14 protein-coding genes are annotated in these 15,144 nt (G+C 58.6%); 4 read left to right on the top strand and 10 right to left on the bottom strand.

What is annotated here, in order from left to right; translation table 11 throughout:
- Positions 1 to 31: 31 nt before the first annotated feature.
- From BUC36_RS14365 to BUC36_RS14330, 8 genes are all read right to left on the bottom strand, one after another.
- Positions 32 to 445: a nuclear transport factor 2 family protein gene (locus BUC36_RS14365; RefSeq protein WP_073276369.1), complete on the bottom strand. Its 414-nt coding sequence runs from the start codon at positions 443 to 445 to the stop codon at positions 32 to 34.
- Between the two features lie 88 nt (positions 446 to 533).
- Positions 534 to 968, bottom strand: coding sequence for an acyl-CoA thioesterase (locus BUC36_RS14360; RefSeq protein WP_073276367.1), 435 nt, complete (start codon positions 966 to 968; stop codon positions 534 to 536).
- An 18-nt stretch (positions 969 to 986) separates the two neighbouring features.
- On the bottom strand, positions 987 to 2,150 hold the full coding sequence (locus tag BUC36_RS14355) for an iron-containing alcohol dehydrogenase (protein ID WP_073276364.1): 1,164 nt from the start codon (positions 2,148 to 2,150) through the stop codon (positions 987 to 989).
- Positions 2,151 to 2,825: 675 nt separating this feature from the next.
- On the bottom strand, positions 2,826 to 3,209 hold the full coding sequence (locus BUC36_RS19410) for a GFA family protein (RefSeq protein ID WP_073276362.1): 384 nt from the start codon (positions 3,207 to 3,209) through the stop codon (positions 2,826 to 2,828).
- Between the two features lie 113 nt (positions 3,210 to 3,322).
- Positions 3,323 to 3,718, bottom strand: a complete 396-nt coding sequence (locus BUC36_RS14345; protein WP_073276360.1) for a hypothetical protein — start codon at positions 3,716 to 3,718, stop codon at positions 3,323 to 3,325.
- A gap of 134 nt (positions 3,719 to 3,852) precedes the next feature.
- The gene (locus BUC36_RS19395) at positions 3,853 to 4,695 is read right to left on the bottom strand and encodes an IS3 family transposase (RefSeq protein WP_407661777.1); all 843 of its coding nucleotides are present in this window, start codon (positions 4,693 to 4,695) and stop codon (positions 3,853 to 3,855) included.
- Positions 4,692 to 5,021 carry a transposase gene (locus tag BUC36_RS19245; protein WP_073273473.1) on the bottom strand — a complete coding sequence of 110 codons (330 nt, stop codon included), beginning with the start codon at positions 5,019 to 5,021 and terminating at the stop codon, positions 4,692 to 4,694. The genes BUC36_RS19395 and BUC36_RS19245 overlap by 4 nt, the downstream gene beginning before the upstream one ends.
- Positions 5,022 to 5,079: 58 nt before the next feature.
- Positions 5,080 to 5,388: a hypothetical protein gene (locus tag BUC36_RS14330; RefSeq protein ID WP_073276358.1), complete on the bottom strand. Its 309-nt coding sequence runs from the start codon at positions 5,386 to 5,388 to the stop codon at positions 5,080 to 5,082.
- A 333-nt stretch (positions 5,389 to 5,721) separates the two neighbouring features.
- Here BUC36_RS14330 and BUC36_RS14325 point away from each other — a divergent pair, with 333 nt between their 5' ends.
- Both BUC36_RS14325 and BUC36_RS19240 read left to right on the top strand, forming a co-directional pair.
- Complete coding sequence (locus BUC36_RS14325) at positions 5,722 to 5,910, top strand: phage integrase N-terminal SAM-like domain-containing protein (RefSeq protein ID WP_073276356.1); 189 nt, start codon at positions 5,722 to 5,724, stop codon at positions 5,908 to 5,910.
- Positions 5,911 to 6,463: 553 nt separating this feature from the next.
- Entirely contained in the window at positions 6,464 to 7,174 is a 711-nt protein-coding gene (locus tag BUC36_RS19240) for a L,D-transpeptidase family protein (protein ID WP_234995006.1), read from the top strand.
- A 52-nt stretch (positions 7,175 to 7,226) separates the two neighbouring features.
- Here the strand turns inward: BUC36_RS19240 and BUC36_RS14315 are convergent, their stop codons facing one another.
- Both BUC36_RS14315 and BUC36_RS14310 read right to left on the bottom strand, forming a co-directional pair.
- The gene (locus BUC36_RS14315) at positions 7,227 to 8,633 is read right to left on the bottom strand and encodes an alanine/glycine:cation symporter family protein (protein ID WP_073276354.1); all 1,407 of its coding nucleotides are present in this window, start codon (positions 8,631 to 8,633) and stop codon (positions 7,227 to 7,229) included.
- Positions 8,634 to 8,771: 138 nt separating this feature from the next.
- Entirely contained in the window at positions 8,772 to 10,289 is a 1,518-nt protein-coding gene (locus tag BUC36_RS14310) for an MFS transporter (protein ID WP_073276352.1), read from the bottom strand.
- Positions 10,290 to 10,465: 176 nt separating this feature from the next.
- Between BUC36_RS14310 and BUC36_RS14305 the strand changes: the two genes are divergently transcribed.
- Both BUC36_RS14305 and BUC36_RS14300 read left to right on the top strand, forming a co-directional pair.
- A complete protein-coding gene (locus BUC36_RS14305) occupies positions 10,466 to 12,916 on the top strand; it encodes a glycoside hydrolase family 31 protein (protein WP_073276350.1) in 2,451 nt (816 codons plus the stop codon).
- Between the two features lie 256 nt (positions 12,917 to 13,172).
- The gene (locus BUC36_RS14300) at positions 13,173 to 15,041 is read left to right on the top strand and encodes an alpha-amylase family protein (RefSeq protein WP_073276348.1); all 1,869 of its coding nucleotides are present in this window, start codon (positions 13,173 to 13,175) and stop codon (positions 15,039 to 15,041) included.
- The last annotated feature ends 103 nt before the right edge of the window (positions 15,042 to 15,144 follow it).

Here is a 15,144-nt window from a genome sequence, read left to right as displayed (position 1 = left end):
ATACCTGTCGCGGAATAAACGCCAGCCGTAGCTAGCCAGTGCGGTCAGACGTCGGACCGGCAAAGTCGGCGCGGACCGGCGCGGTGTCATAGATGATCGTCACTGACGCGATCCTGCGGCAATCCTCGGTCAGTTCAAATACGTCTACTCCCTCGATAGTGGCGGGCTCGCCGCTGCCGACGGTGCGCGTATAGGAAAAATGCACTGCCGCCCGGGTCGGATCCGACACGCCGATAAAGATATCCCTGAGTACCGTTTTGCGCGCGCTGGTTATCCGCATGACGTAGGTGTAGAAATCCCGGGCCGGCTGTCGCCCGGAAATCGGTGATATGGCAACCGCATCATCGGTAAAGTTCGCCAGCAGCGCCTCCAGGTCGCCGCCCTCAAGCGCGCTGAGATAATTGCGGCACAGCGCCTCAACCCTGGAAATCTGTTCCGAACGCATCTCGCTTCTCCCGCGGCTGCTGGCTCACCACCATGAGGTTAAGGTGCCGATTACGGGATCAGAAGGCAGCGGGCTGCCGCCGGTCGGGCTATCGGGAAATCGCTGCCAGCGCGTTGCGGATCTGCGCCGGAATAGGCACCGGCCGGTTTGCCGCCCGATCGACAAACACATGGGTGAAACTGCCCACTGCACAGGCAGATTCCTCCCCGCGCCTGAAGATCCCCACACCGTAGGTAACCGAAGAATTTCCAAGTCGCTCGACGCGCAGCCCCGCTTCTATTTCGTCCGGATAGGCGATGGGCATGCGGTAGTCGCAGCTGGAATTCACCACAAAGCCGACCACTGGCGCACTGTGGATATCCAGTCCCCCCTCCTCGATCAGATAGCGGTTTACCGCGCTGTCGAAATAGGAATAGTAGGTCACGTTGTTCACGTGGCCATAGATATCGTTGTCCATCCAGCGGGTTGTGATCGGGTAAAAGATTGGATAATCGCTGCGCGATACGTCGGTTGCTTCAGACATGGCGGTCTCGGCTTGCAGTTAATAGACGGCACTATAGATTGCCGCGGCGTCCGCCTCGGTCAGCGGGCGCGGGTTGTTGACCAGCAGGCGCTGCTGCTCCATCGCATCGGCGGCCAGGCGCGCTATAGCATCCTGCGGCACGCCGCAGTCGCGCAGGCGCCGGGGCAGGCCGACTTTTTCGATCAGCTGTTCGAGCCAGTCGATCAGTTTTCCGCTGACTTCGCCGTCGCTACCGGGGGTGAAGTCCGATCCCATGATTAGCGGGGCCAGCTCGGCGTAGAGGTGCGTGCAGGTCGGGGCATTGAAACGCATCACCTGTGGCAATACCAGCGAGTTGCTCAGGCCGTGGGGAATATGGAAGTGGCCGCCGAGGGGGTAGGCCAGCGCGTGTACCGCCGCCACCGGCGCGTTGGCAAAGGCCTGGCCGGCGAGCAGCGCACCCAGCAGCATATTGCCGCGCGCCTCGAGATTGTCACCGCTGTGTACGGCCGTGACGATGTTAGACGCCAGCAGCCGCAGCGCCTCGCGCGCCAGCATGTCCGACAACGGGTTCTTTTTGAGGGCGCTGGTGTAAGCCTCGATCGCGTGAACCATCGCATCGATACCTGTGGCAGCTGTGACATGGGGTGGTAGGCCCACCGTCAGCTCCGCGTCCAGCAGCGCGATATCCGGTTGCAGCGCCGGCGACACCACCCCGGCCTTGGTGGCCTCCCCGGTGGTGACAATGGCAATCGGCGTGACCTCGGAGCCGGTACCGGCGGTGGTCGGTACTTGTACCAGCGGCAGTCGCGGCCCGCGCACGTTGCCGACGCCGTAGAGCTGCTCCAGGGATTGGCCGCAATCCGGATGGGCCAGCACCGCGACGAGCTTGGCCACGTCCATCGAGCTGCCGCCGCCGAAACCGATGATCAGCTCGGCGGACATTTCGCGTGCACTGGCGACCGCGGCCAAGACATTTTCTGCCGATGGATCCGCCTCGACGCGAGCAAAACTCCCGAGAGTAATGCCGGCGCTGTCGAAGTTGGGCAGCACTCGATCCAGCAGTCCCGCTTGTACTATGCCCGGATCGGTGACCAGCAGTACCGATCTCACCCCCTGGTCCGCGCAGATCTGTGCCAACCGCGCGGCGGACCCCGGTTCATTGACGATGGTTCTGGTCGTAGAGAAGGTAAATGGGCGCACGGTGTTTCCCCTGTTCAGGCCGACAGGTGTTTCTTAGCATCGCCACCGGCGCGAAGCCATTACCTCACAGTTCGGTTTGCATCGCCGCCGCACCCGACTCCCGCCGCCGAGGCTGACCGCCGCGCAGTATGCGCCTGAGCTCTCTTCTTACCCATGGTACACCTCCGTGTTTGGCTGAAACCTAGCTATACAGGGTGTCTACTATTCGTGGGTAAGTCTTATGCTTAACGTCCGGCTTTGGAGCGGACTCGAAGCTGCAAAGCAGTGGAAAGGCCGTCCCAGCCCCGCAGGGGCGACAACAGCCGCTTGCTAAGCTCCGAGACTCGCATAAAAGCTCAAGTAGAAAGCAGCTATTGCAATGGTTATAGGGACTGAAAGCCACTTTCTAACTATACGTTTTTTACTCAGGTAGCTTATGGCATACACGCTAAGACAAAGCCAACCCGCAAAAATCACCAAGGACAGGACTACTTCTTTCTCCGAGAGAAGATTTACTGCCACCATCGGTGGGCCGAACATAAACACTATGATTAGCCGCCCAAAATATGAATCATCTCTCATCTTTCGCTAGATTCTGGTGTCCGTTAAAGCGGGTGGGGATCAGCATCGGCTTGGGCGACTTGTTAGGCAGCACCTGTGAGATTCTGAGCGCCGAATGCAAGAAGCGGTAAGTGCTCAATCTAGGAATTTCCATGTATCTGCCCCATCGAGTCGCCTGACCACGACCGACTCCAGGAGCCCGGGTTCGAAGTTCCTCAGGTTCACTCCATGACGAGCGCCGGGCACGGGTTCAAGCGGCTCCCAATGGGTGGCGATCCCGCAGGTCTTGCACCGAAAGTTCTTCAGGGTCCGGTCACCCCAGATGTAGCTTTCGGTGTTCTCGGGGTGGCCTTGGACTAAGACAGTGCCAAGTTCGTAGTAGGCCCATATACCGCCCGTGCGCCGGCAAAATGAGCAGTTGCAACTCGTCGCCGTTTCGGGCGCCGCCGGTAGAGTGAGGCGGACCGAGCCGCAGTGGCATGAACCGCGCAGCGGTAGTGGAGGATGTTCGTGGTCCATAGGAATGCGCCGTTGGTTTTTGTGTCGCCTAACGCCCGGCTTTGGGGCGGACTTGGGGCCGCAAAGCGGCGGAAAGGCCGTCCCAGCCCCGAACGGGCGATAACAGCCGTTTGTTAAGTGTGGACTTTATGCTTTGTAACTAGCCATGCCGCTAGCAATATAGATAGGAGACCCAAGGCGACGGGTATTGAGGACCAGTAGTGGCTAATGAGAGAGGAATTTCCATTTGATTTCCAGGCAATAATTCCTGCAAGGGTCATCATGGTAACAATGCTATATGCTGGCGTTTTAGATCTAGCGAAATAGGCCAAGAATGGAATAACCAGAATAGAGACTAAGAAATATGGGATAGTCACCGTGAATATGCCAACTAGAAGGAGTCCATTTTCAGGGCCTAGGTTTTCAACAATTATTTTTGGGATTTCGATAGCGCTAGTGTAGCCGACAACCACCTCTAAAAAGAAAGCAAGAGCAGATCCGACAATTATCGCAGCATAAGAATTTTTCATTTTTTCCTCATTGCTCTAGAACACTTAACGCCCAGCACACGGGCGGCCGAAATAGAGCGAAGCGGCGTGTAGGCCGTCCGACCCGGCGCTCTTTGCCGGGCGGGACTTAACCCGCTTTTGCACACACCATGTTGTTAGCAATTGATTTTATACTCGAATTCATGCGGTGATACATACCCAATAGACGAGTGCGACCTCTGGGTATTGTAGTAGCGCATATATTCAGTCACTGTCGATCTGAGCTGTTTTGCGGTATCGATCGCCTGTCGCTTAATTCTCTCAGTCTTGAACTGGTGAAAGAATGACTCCATGAACGCATTGTCATTCATGTTCTTTACTCGATTCATACTTTGAGTAATTCCGTAGCGCCGCAGCCGCTCACGGTACTGACCCGACAAGTACTCGCTGCCGCGATCAGAGTGAAATATGAGCTCTCGGTGGTGCCCACGGTTTCGTACAGCCCTGTCGATACTGGACAACGTCAGCGAGACATCCCTACGATCACTCAGTGACCAAGAGACAACCTTCCTGCTGTAACGATCCATGACTACCGATAGATACTGCCAGCTACCGTCCCCGAGTTTTATATATGTAACGTCACCCACCCAGAGCTGATTAGGGCGTGTCAACTTGATGCCCTCTATCTTGCATTTAATCCCATAGACATGTCTGTACGTGCCGGGCCGAGCCGTGTAAATCCTCGATTTTACTGCCCTGAGGCCGTGATTTCGCATGATTCTGGCAACTCGCTTCTGACCGACGTTAATCCCCTTCTTTTTCAGTTCTTGGGTAATTTTAGGGCTGCCATAGCAGCCATCGTGCCGGTTAAAAATCGATCTTATGTGTACAAACAGCTCACTATCTTCATGCCGACGCTCACATACACCTCGGCGACGCCAGGAATTGTAACCATCTCGGGTGACACCATAGATCCGGCACATCATAGCAATGCTGTGCCTCTCCCTGTTTTGATCTATGAACTCGAAGATTTCCCTTTTTGTTGTAAAGAGAATTGGATGGCTTTTTTTAAAAGGGCATGCTCTTCCTGGAGCAGGTTGTGTTCCCGCTCCAGCTTCCTGAGACGTTTCAGCTCGGATTTAATCTCAGGATCTATCTGTATGTCTTTCTTCTTGGCCATGATCTGCCCCCGCCGCATCTCCATGCGCCAACGATAAAGCATCACTTCATGGATATCGAGAGCTTCAGCCACATGCTTGGCTAGAACACCAGGAATCTCAGTTAGCGAGACTGCTGTTGCCTTGAAATCGTCGTCGTAACGGTTGTAACGCGTTCTTCGTCCCATAGGACACCTCCAGATCAGTTAGATGGAGGTGTGTGCAAAAGCGGGTTAGGTTCCTAGCTTACTGCTTGCGCTTGTTAAGTTTTTGGGCTCGCACATTGTTTCGATAGTCACCAATAGCTGAGGCTAAGCAAATAACACTACAAATTACAGAAAAAAACGCGAGAACCCAGAAAAACACAGGCTGCTCTTTGACCACCAGGAGAATTTCTTCCTGCCTGAAATCTCCTTTCGTTAGAAGAAATTTTCCATCCAGCAGTAGCCAAGGAATGAGACCGAACAGCAACCCCAGACCGATTACCAAATTTATTAATGGAGGCTGTTTTGACTGCTTTCGGCCTCCGAATTGTACTAATGCTTTCCAGTTCATGCGAAAAACTTAACATTTGTATCATAGTCGTCAGGACCGATAACCCGCCGACTCATATCTCAAAATTGATTTTCCGTCACAATGACGCCGGCCCCTTGATTCGTCAAGGGTTCCGCAAGGTCACACTTCCTTAACGGGCAGGGTAAAACGGCCTCCACGACCACTATCCCAGGTATCTCCCCCTCTCGGTAACTGATTGATATTGAATCAGTTTTCGGCGTATCGAAGCGCTGCCTTGGAAATCACAGTCGTGACGACTGTAATGCTAGGGAGATATTGGTCATTGGTTAGTTTTGCTGTGTAAACAACCAGCGTTTTGGCGCGGGAGTGCTTATGGATGATATACCCGTACCATTTCCGGCGCGGCCGGCTCGTTTTATGGACAGGCTTCGTGCTTTTATGCGTGGGCGGCAGCTGGCGTATAGGATGAAAAAGTCTTATTGCGGCTGGATGCGGGGCTTCATCCGATTTCAAAAGAAGCGCAGGCCCGACGAGATTGGCAAGGCCCAGGTGGATGCATAATTCGAATAATTGAGCTCGCAGCGCAATGTGTCCGTTGACACGCAAAAGCTGCGCTGAACGCCATCATATTCTTTTATCGCCAATTCTTGAGCATTGGACTTGGTAAGCTGGGCTTCGACAGGCCAGTATGGCGCTGCCCCTTTGCGGTTACAAATCGAATGGGTACCGACGCTTCATAAGCGCGATCTGGAGGAGGGCTTTGGGGCGGAGTATCTGGCGCATGCGCTGGCGAGGCCCCACCCGAAGGCGGCGACCAGCCCGGCAAATCGGTCATCAGTAACCGCTCTAACCGAATCGGTCATCATTACTTTTTGATGTAACTGCGCCTGTCTGGCCACCCTACCATCGTTCCCACTTGCTGTGGTAAATGCCGCTGCTCGCCCATTCTGCGGCGCATGCCGGAAGATACCGGTACACCGCTTTGGGGAAATCACAATCTGCTGTCGCGTCGTCGAGGCGTTCGGGAGTCTTTGTCCCGTAAAGACGCGCGCAGCGGGTGGCACTCGCAAATCGCTGTTGTTTGCAAAGCCCATTTGCAATAGAGAGGTGCGCAATGCAAAGCCGTTTTTCACTGTTTAAAGGATCGTCACTTGCCGCGTTGCTGGTACTCGGTAGCGCTTCGCTGGTAACGCAAGAAGCTGAGGGCGCCGATTATCGCGATCCAAACAATCTCCCTCCGCACGTGCGCAGCTACTACAACAACTCGCGTAGCCAGTACAACCAGTACAACCCGTACAGCCGGCAGACCTACAATTCGCGCTACTACAGCAGATCACCCTATGCGGGTAGCGGTGCCCAGCAGTACACCGGCAGGTCCTGGTGGCGTCCCGATGTTATCGGCGGCACACCCCGCATTGTGATCGATCTCAGCGAACAGACGGCCTATTTTTACAAAGGCGGCAACCTGGCCGGTGTCTCGCCGGTATCCACCGGCAAGGCCGGGCACAAAACGCCCACCGGCAATTTCCGCATTTCGGAGATGAAGTACAATCACCGCTCCAACCTCTACGGGCATTACGTAAGCAGAAACGGTTATGTACTGAGAAGTAATGTGGATGTGCGTCGCCACCGCCGCCCCCCCGGTTCAGTATTTCGCGGCGCCTCGATGGACTTTATGATGCGGATCAACGGTGCTGTCACCATGCACGCGGGCTATGTGCCGGGCTACCCGGCCTCTCACGGCTGTATCCGCCTGCCCTGGCATATGGCAAAGATCTTCTTCAGCAACGCTACCGTGGGCACCAAGGTTTCTGTCGTACCGTAACAAACCGGCACCAGCACGCAAAAAGGGCGAACTTCTGTTCGCCCTTTTTGCGTTATACCGGATCTTTCAGGCTGGCCCGTTCATTGGCCTTCAGCCGCACAAAATAATCGTGCGCGGCGCGGTTAACATGCTTCGCCAGCATAAGTGTCGACGTCATGGTCGGGATCGCCATGATCGCGTACATGCCGATAATGATGCTGTTCACCGCGTTCAGCGATGCCACCGCACCGATCACGATCAACAGGATATACATGCCCGTATAGAGCCCCTGGAAGCGGCTGCCGAACAGAAAGACAAAACACTTAACGCCGTAATACCAGAAAGTGACGATGGTACTGAACGCCAGCGGCAGCACCATCAACAGCAGCAGGATCGGGCCGAAGTGCCCGAACACCTCGGAGAATGCGTTCGCCGTCAGTGTAACGCCGGCGATGCCTTCCGCGTGCTGCCAAACCCCGGTCAGCAGAATCACCAGTGCGGTACAGGTGCAGATAATCAGCGTATCGATAATCGGCCCCAGCATCGCCACCACGCCCTCGCGAATCGGCTCGCGGGTTTTGGCTGCGCCATGGGCGAGGGATTCGGTACCGATACCGGCCTCATTGGAGAAGGCGCCGCGGCTGATACCGGTAGTGATCACCGCACCCAGCGCGCCGCCGGCCACGGCCTGGCCGCTGAACGCATCGCTGATAATCAGCGCGAAAGCGGCCGGCACCTGTTGCCAGAAATAGCCGATCACGATCAGCGTCAGCGCCAGGTAGAACAGCACCATGCCCGGCACGACGCGCACGGCGAACTTGCCGATACGCTGAATGCGCCCGGCAATCACCACCGCCGCGGCAATGGCCAGCACCAGGCCGGTGGCAAAATCGAACATCAGTGAGCCTTCCGCCGGCACCCAGCCTAGCGGCACCGCAAAAGATTCCCGCAGCAACTGCACCGTCTGGTTGGACTGGAACACCGGCAGCATGCCGCACAGGCCCGCCACGGCGAACAGCAATGCCAGCGGCATCCACCGCTTGCCCAGCCCCTCGCGGATCACATACATGGGGCCGCCCTGCAGCTCACCGGCGGAATCGCGACCGCGGAACATGACCGCCAGAGTCGCGGTGTAGAACTTGGTCGCCACCCCCACCAGTGCGGTCACCCACATCCAGAAAATCGCACCCGGCCCGCCGGTGCTGATGGCGATGGCCACGCCGGCGATATTGCCGAGTCCCAGCGTGCCGGACAGCGCGGTCGACAGCGCCTGCCGGTGCGGCACCTGGCCGGGATCATTCGGATCGTCGTACTTGCCGCGCAGCAGGTCGATGCTGTGACCGATATGGCGATACGGGCGGCCGCGGGAATAGATCAGCAGCGCCAGGCCGCCGCCGACCAGTAATACGAGCAGCGGCGTGCCCCAGACAAAATTGGCAAATGCGGCGAGGGCGGAATCGATGGACTGTAGAAATGACATGTTTTCTTGGCGATTGTTCTGGTAGCCAAGCAGTCTATGGAGGGCCGCGGTGACTTGTCAAAAACGTGCGCTATTGAAGCGGCCGGAGAAGATACTCGGGGAATAAAGAAGCCCCTCATCGAGGGGCTCTTTCATGTATCAGGCGGTAACCGCTTCCTCTACCGCGCCGCCCTGTTCGGCGCGCTCCTCGCGGACAAAGGATACCGAGACGGCGCCGAGGATCATAAACACCCCGGCCAGCACGATGATGTAGATCGCCTGGTTGTCGAAGATACCCTTCAAAATCGCACCGGCCACCAGTGCGGAAATAATCTGCGGCGCGGCGATGGTGAAATTGAAGATGCCCATATAGACGCCGGTCTTGCTGGCCGGCAGCGAGTCGGACAGGATCGCGTAGGGCATGGCCAGGATCGCCGCCCAGGCGATACCGACGCCGACCATCGGCAGCAGCAGGCCGAGCGCGCCGCTGGGCACGGTCACCTCAGTAATCAGCAGATTCACCTGGGTCGCTTCGCCACCCTGGAACAGCAGGAAGCTGATATAGCCGAGACCACCCAGCAACAGCGACAGCGCGTAGGTCGGCTTGCGGCCGAAGGTATTGGCGATGCGCGCCAGCACGATGGAGAAGAGTGCCGCAAACAGCGAATAAGCGGCGAAGATAATCCCTACCCAGTCACCGGCAGCACCCTTGGCCGCGGCAATATGTGCGGGAACCTGACCCACACTTTCCAGATAGTGCGGGTCGAACCACTTGGCCTCCACCCCCCAGACATGCTGGGTAATGGCCGGCGTGGTGTAGACCCACATGATGAACAGCGCAAACCAGGAGAAGAACTGCACCAGCGCCAGCTGGCGCATGGTCTTCGGCATGGTGAATAGCAGCTGGAAGAAGCCGCCGAGGCGCTGCGGCAGGGACTTGCGCTCGGCGCGCTCACGCGCCAGCTGGTCCGCATCGATGCCCTTGTAGGCGTTGTACTCTTTGGGGGCGTATTCCCTGGTGCGAAACACGGTCCACAGCACGCTGCCGAGCAGTACCGAGGCGCCGATATAGAAAGCCCAGATGACCGACGGCGCCACCTCACCGGCCTGCGCGGTGTTCTCCAGGCCGATCACGTTAGTCAGGATAAACGGCAGCATGGAGCCGAACACGGCACCGATATTGATCAGCAGTGACTGGATCGAGTAGCCCAGTGTGCGCTGCTCGGACGGCACCATATCGGAGACCAGGGCGCGGAACGGCTGCATGGTCACATTGAAGGCCGCATCCATCAGCGCCAGCATCACCCCGCCGAACAGAATCGGCGCGATAAAGGCTACCACGATGCCCGCGTTCGGCATAAACGCCATTCCCAGGGCGGCGGCGATGGCACCGAACAGGATATAGGGGTTGCGGCGGCCGAAACGGTTCCAGGTGCGGTCGGAGGCGGAGCCGACGATCGGCTGCACGATCAGGCCCATCAGCGGTGCGACTATCCAGAACAGCGACAGCGAATGCAGGTCTGCACCCAGGTCCGACAGGATGCGGCTGGCATTGGCGTTCTGCAGCGCAAAGCCGAACTGCACGCCGAGGAAACCGAGGCTGACATTCCACACCTGCCAGAACGGCAGTTTGGGCTGTTTCACTGGCTGCACCGTCGCGCCGGATGTTTGAGACATAGGAGTCACCGCTGATCACTGATTATGGTTATGCGGCGATTCTGGCACGGGGGCCAGCGGCGGCCATCAGCCCCCGCGGGGGAGGATGCGGGCGGCGGTCACGGCTCTAGCATAGGCTCAGGCACCGTGCGCCTGCGCGGCGCCGAGATCCCACAATAATCAGATGAAGTTGCGCGATGATCCGGAAATTCTCTCTTCTACGCCACTCTTTCAGGGGCCTGCTCGGCCTTGCCGCACTCTGCGTCGCGGTCCAGGTGCAGTCTGCCGACCACAGAGACTATCGCAGTCACCGTCTCGGTGAACACTCACTCACCATCGAGACCAGCGACGGCAGCGTAACCCTCAGCCCGCTGGGCACAGCCGCACTGGAAGTGCATTACCAGCGCGACGGCCTCAAGCAGCTGCCCTCCTTCGCGATCGACAGCAGCAGCGAACGTGCGCCGAAGGCGACGCTAGACGAAGAGAAGGACAGGCTGGTTTACCGCACCGACGGCCTTACCGCCGTCATTCACAAGTCCCCTTTCCGTATCGACTACCTGCGCAACCAGCAGCCGCTGATCGGTGAGGAGCTCGGCTTCTTCGCCAACGAGACGATGCGCGGCTTCCGCTTTGCGCTGGCTCCGCAGGAGAAACTCCTCGGCGGCGGCGAGCGCGTGCTGGGCATGGACCGCCGCGGCCAGCGCCTGCCGCTCTACAATCGCGCCCACTACGGCTATACGACCGAATCCAGCCAGATGTATTTCTCGCTGCCGGCGGTCATGTCCAGCAACAAGTACATACTGCTGTTCGACAACTCCGCCACCGGCAACCTGGACCTGGGGGCGAGCGAAGAGGACGTACTGCAGTTCGAGGCCGTCGGCGGCCGCACCTCCTACATCATCGTCGCCGGCGATACCTATCCGCAGCTGATCGAAAACTATGTGGCCGTCACCGGCAAACAGCCGCTGCCGCCGCGCTGGGCGCTGGGCAACTTCGCCTCCCGCTTCGGCTACCGCACCGAGCAGGAAGTGCGCGCGACCGTGGATAAGTTCGCCGAAGAGGATTTCCCGCTGGATGCGGTGGTGCTGGATCTCTACTGGTTCGGCCCCGATATCAAGGGCCATATGGGCAACCTGGCCTGGGACAAAAACGCCTTTCCGCGGCCGGAAAAGATGATGGCCGACTTCAACGAGCGCGGCATCAACACCATCCTGGTTACCGAGCCGTTTATCCTGTCCACCTCCGAGCGCTGGGACGAGGCGGTCGCCAACAACGCGCTGGCGAAAAATCTCGCCGGCCAGCCGAAGCGCTTCGACTTCTACTTCGGCAACACCGGTCTGATCGATGTCTTTTCTGAAGAGGCCGGCGACTGGTTCTGGAATATCTACGACGGCCTGCTGCAGCAGGGCGTGGCCGGCTGGTGGGGCGACCTGGGCGAGCCGGAAGTGCACCCGTCCGACACGGTACATGCGATCGGCATGGCGGACGAGATACACAACGCCTACGGCCACAAATGGGCCCAGCTGCTGCACGACAAGCAGACGGCGCAATACCCGGAGCGACGCCCTTTTATCATGATGCGCGCCGGCTTCGCCGGTTCCCAGCGCTACGGCATGATCCCCTGGACCGGCGACGTGGCCCGCGAATGGGGCGGCCTGCAGCCACAGGTGGAACTGGCACTGAGCATGAGCCTGCTCGGTTTCGGCTACACCCATTCGGACCTGGGCGGTTTTGCCGGCGGCGAGAAGTTCGATCGCGAACTCTACATCCGCTGGCTGCAGTACGGTGTCTTCCAGCCGGTGTACCGCCCGCACGCGCAGGAGCACATCGCCTCCGAGCCGGTGTTCCACGACCGCCGCACCAGGAACATCACGCGTGAATTCGTCAAACTGCGCTACCGCCTGCTGCCCTACAACTACACGCTGGCATTCGAGAACAGCCAGACCGGCATGCCGCTGATGCGCCCACTGTTCTTTGAAAATGAAAGCGACTCGGCACTGATCGACTACAAAGATGCCTACCTGTGGGGTGACGATTTCCTGGTGGCACCGGTGACCGAAGCTGACGTCGACGAAGTTAGCGTGAAACTGCCTGGCGGCGTCTGGTTCGATTACTGGAATGACGACCAGTACAGCGGTGACCTGGCACAGGTGGACGTGGACCTGGAAACTATCCCGGTGCTGGTGCGCGCCGGAGCCTTTATCCCCACCATCGACGACATCGCCACCACCCGCGACTACTCCAGCAAGGCACTGACGCTGGACTACTACGCGCACGAGTCGGCGCCGCAATCCAGCGCTTACATCTACGAGGATGACGGTACCACGGTGGATGCCTTCGACCGCGGTCACTACGAGAAACTGACCTTCACAGCCAACCGCAGCGACGGCGGTATCGACTTCGCCTTCGACCGCGAAGGCGATGGCTACAAGGGCATGCCGGAAGCGCGGACGATCACCCTGAACATCCACAACTGGCAGCAGTCACCCGCCAGCATCGAAGCCGACGGCGATGCGCTAACCCTGTTCCAGCGCGAGAAAGACTTTGCCGCTGCGCCACAGGGTGCCTGGTATGACAAGCGCAACGATCAGCTGCTGGTGAAGTTCACCTGGGGCAAGCAGCCGCTGCAATTGGCCGTCAAGAACTAAGCGTAGGATGGGCAAAGGAGCGCAGCGACGTGCCCATCGCTCGGAAACTGATGGGCACGAGCCCGCCATGGATGGCGGGGTGCCGCCCAGCGGGGATGCAGAAAACGCACGGAGCATTTTTCTGCCTGCGCTTTGCCCATCCTACTGAACTCTCCCTGTAGGAGCCTGCTTGCAGGCGAATGGCTACGGAGTGCCGTTCTCTTCGCCTGAAAGCAGGCTCCTACACCGATAGACAGATGCGGGAGCACACAAACCGATGAAGAAATTCCAAACACTCTTTGCCGCCGCCCTGCTCGCCACCGCGAGCGGCTGCGCGGAAAAATCCGAACAGGTTGTCGAAGCCGAAACCCAATCCGTGGAAAAGCCGGTGATCTACCAGGTGCTGCCGCGCCTGTTCGGCAACACCAACCCCACCAACAAGCCCTGGGGTACCATCGAAGAGAATGGCGTCGGCAAATTCAATGACTTTACGCCCAAGGTTCTGCAGGAGATCCACGATCTCGGCGCCACCCATATCTGGTATACCGGCTCCCTGCACCACGCGCTGGTGGGCGACTACACCGACTACGGCATCAGCAACGACGACCCGGACGTGGTCAAGGGCCGCGCCGGCTCTCCCTACGCGATCAAGGACTACTACAGCGTAAACCCTGACCTCGCCGAAAATCCCGCGGAGCGGCTGCAGGAATTCCGCGCGCTGATCGATCGCAGCCACGAGCAGGAGTTGAAAGTCATTATCGACATCGTGCCCAATCATGTAGCACGAGCCTACCAGTCCCTGGACAAGCCCGACGGCGTGCGCGACTTCGGTGCCGATGACGATACGTCGGTGACCTATGCGCGCGACAACAACTTCTATTACGTTACCGGCGAAGAATTCCGCGTGCCGGTTTCCGATGCCGGCTACCGCCCGCTGAATGGCGAAGCCAATCCGCTGGTCGACGACCAGTTTGCCGAGAGCCCGGCCAAGTGGACCGGTAACGGTGCGCGCAGTCCGCAGCCCGCCATCGACGACTGGTACGAGACGGTCAAGATCAATTTCGGCGTGCGCCCGGACGGCAGCAAGGATTTCCCGGAGCTGTCCGCGGAATTTGCCCAGAAAGACTACGCCGCCCATGCGGCATTCTGGGCCGATAAGGAAGTGCCGGATTCCTGGCAGAAATTCCGCGATATCGCCCATTACTGGCTGGACTTCGGCGTGGACGGCTTTCGTTACGATATGGCCGGCATGGTACCGGTGGAATTCTGGAGCTACCTGAACTCGTCCATCAAGATGAAGAAGCCGGACACGCTGCTGCTCGCCGAGATCTACACTCCGGAGCGCTACCGCGACTACATTCACGTCGGCAAGATGGACTACCTCTATGACAAGGTCGGCACCTACGATGCCATCCGCGCAGTGATGCAAGGCAAAGGCAGCACCAATAAGGTCGCGGAAATCCAGGCAGAGCTGCAGGATATCGCCCCGCATATGCTGCACTTTATGGAAAACCACGACGAACAGCGTATCGCCAGTCCCGAATTTGCCGGCAATGCGGAAGCCGGCAAGCCGGCCATGCTGGTCTCCGCCACAGTGACAGCGGCACCCACGCTGGTGTACTTCGGCCAGGAACTGGGGGAAGCTGCCGGTGCGGATGCCGGTTTCGGCAAGGCGAGCCGCACGACCATCTTTGACTACTGGTCCGTCCCCACTGTGCGCCGCTGGAATAACGACGGCCAGTGGAATACCGCCCAGCTGAGCGAGGATGAAAAAGCGCTGCGCGATTTCTATCAGCGCCTGCTGAGTTTCTCCACCAGCAGCGCGGCCCTGCGCGGCGAGTACTTGGATCTGCACAACTACAACAGCGAACGCGCGCAGGGCTACGATGACAAGCTGTTTGCGTTTGCACGCTGGGCCGGTGACGAGCGTTTGCTGGTGGTTGCGAATTTCGACAAGGAAGTGCGGGAAGTGGAACTGCAGTTGCCCGAAGAACTGCTGCAGCAGTGGAACCTGGCAGAGGGAAGCCACACGGTTGCGGATCAGCTCGGCCAGACAGAAGGCGAATTGCTGGTGCGCGACGGCAACGGAAAAATTGCCCTGCAACTGGCGCCGTTCGCCAGCCATATTTTCCGTGTAAACAACTAGCCTCTAGCTCGTCATTGCGGCGCAGGCCGCAATCTACCCCTCCGGATGCCGGCCCGCGCCGGCATGGCGAGCTTTAGCGTCGGGACCACTATCGCAGTCGAAC

It is taken from the genome of Microbulbifer donghaiensis, from assembly GCF_900129095.1.
Classification (GTDB): Bacteria; Pseudomonadota; Gammaproteobacteria; order Pseudomonadales; family Cellvibrionaceae; genus Microbulbifer; species Microbulbifer donghaiensis.
This window is presented reverse-complemented; position numbering and strand designations above follow the sequence as displayed.

Excerpts from the sequence above, each read along its gene's own strand:
- BUC36_RS14300 (WP_073276348.1), top strand. The coding sequence starts at position 13,173 with ATGAAGAAATTCCAAACACTCTTTGCCGCCGCCCTGCTCGCCACCGCG.
- BUC36_RS14310 (WP_073276352.1), bottom strand. The coding sequence starts at position 10,289 with ATGTCTCAAACATCCGGCGCGACGGTGCAGCCAGTGAAACAGCCCAAA.
- BUC36_RS19240 (WP_234995006.1), top strand. The coding sequence starts at position 6,464 with ATGCAAAGCCGTTTTTCACTGTTTAAAGGATCGTCACTTGCCGCGTTG.
- BUC36_RS19410 (WP_073276362.1), bottom strand. The coding sequence starts at position 3,209 with ATGGACCACGAACATCCTCCACTACCGCTGCGCGGTTCATGCCACTGC.
- BUC36_RS14305 (WP_073276350.1), top strand. The coding sequence starts at position 10,466 with ATGATCCGGAAATTCTCTCTTCTACGCCACTCTTTCAGGGGCCTGCTC.
- BUC36_RS14345 (WP_073276360.1), bottom strand. The coding sequence starts at position 3,718 with ATGAAAAATTCTTATGCTGCGATAATTGTCGGATCTGCTCTTGCTTTC.
- BUC36_RS19245 (WP_073273473.1), bottom strand. The coding sequence starts at position 5,021 with ATGGGACGAAGAACGCGTTACAACCGTTACGACGACGATTTCAAGGCA.
- BUC36_RS14360 (WP_073276367.1), bottom strand. The coding sequence starts at position 968 with ATGTCTGAAGCAACCGACGTATCGCGCAGCGATTATCCAATCTTTTAC.
- BUC36_RS14365 (WP_073276369.1), bottom strand. The coding sequence starts at position 445 with ATGCGTTCGGAACAGATTTCCAGGGTTGAGGCGCTGTGCCGCAATTAT.
- BUC36_RS14315 (WP_073276354.1), bottom strand. The coding sequence starts at position 8,633 with ATGTCATTTCTACAGTCCATCGATTCCGCCCTCGCCGCATTTGCCAAT.
- BUC36_RS14330 (WP_073276358.1), bottom strand. The coding sequence starts at position 5,388 with ATGAACTGGAAAGCATTAGTACAATTCGGAGGCCGAAAGCAGTCAAAA.
- BUC36_RS14325 (WP_073276356.1), top strand. The coding sequence starts at position 5,722 with ATGGATGATATACCCGTACCATTTCCGGCGCGGCCGGCTCGTTTTATG.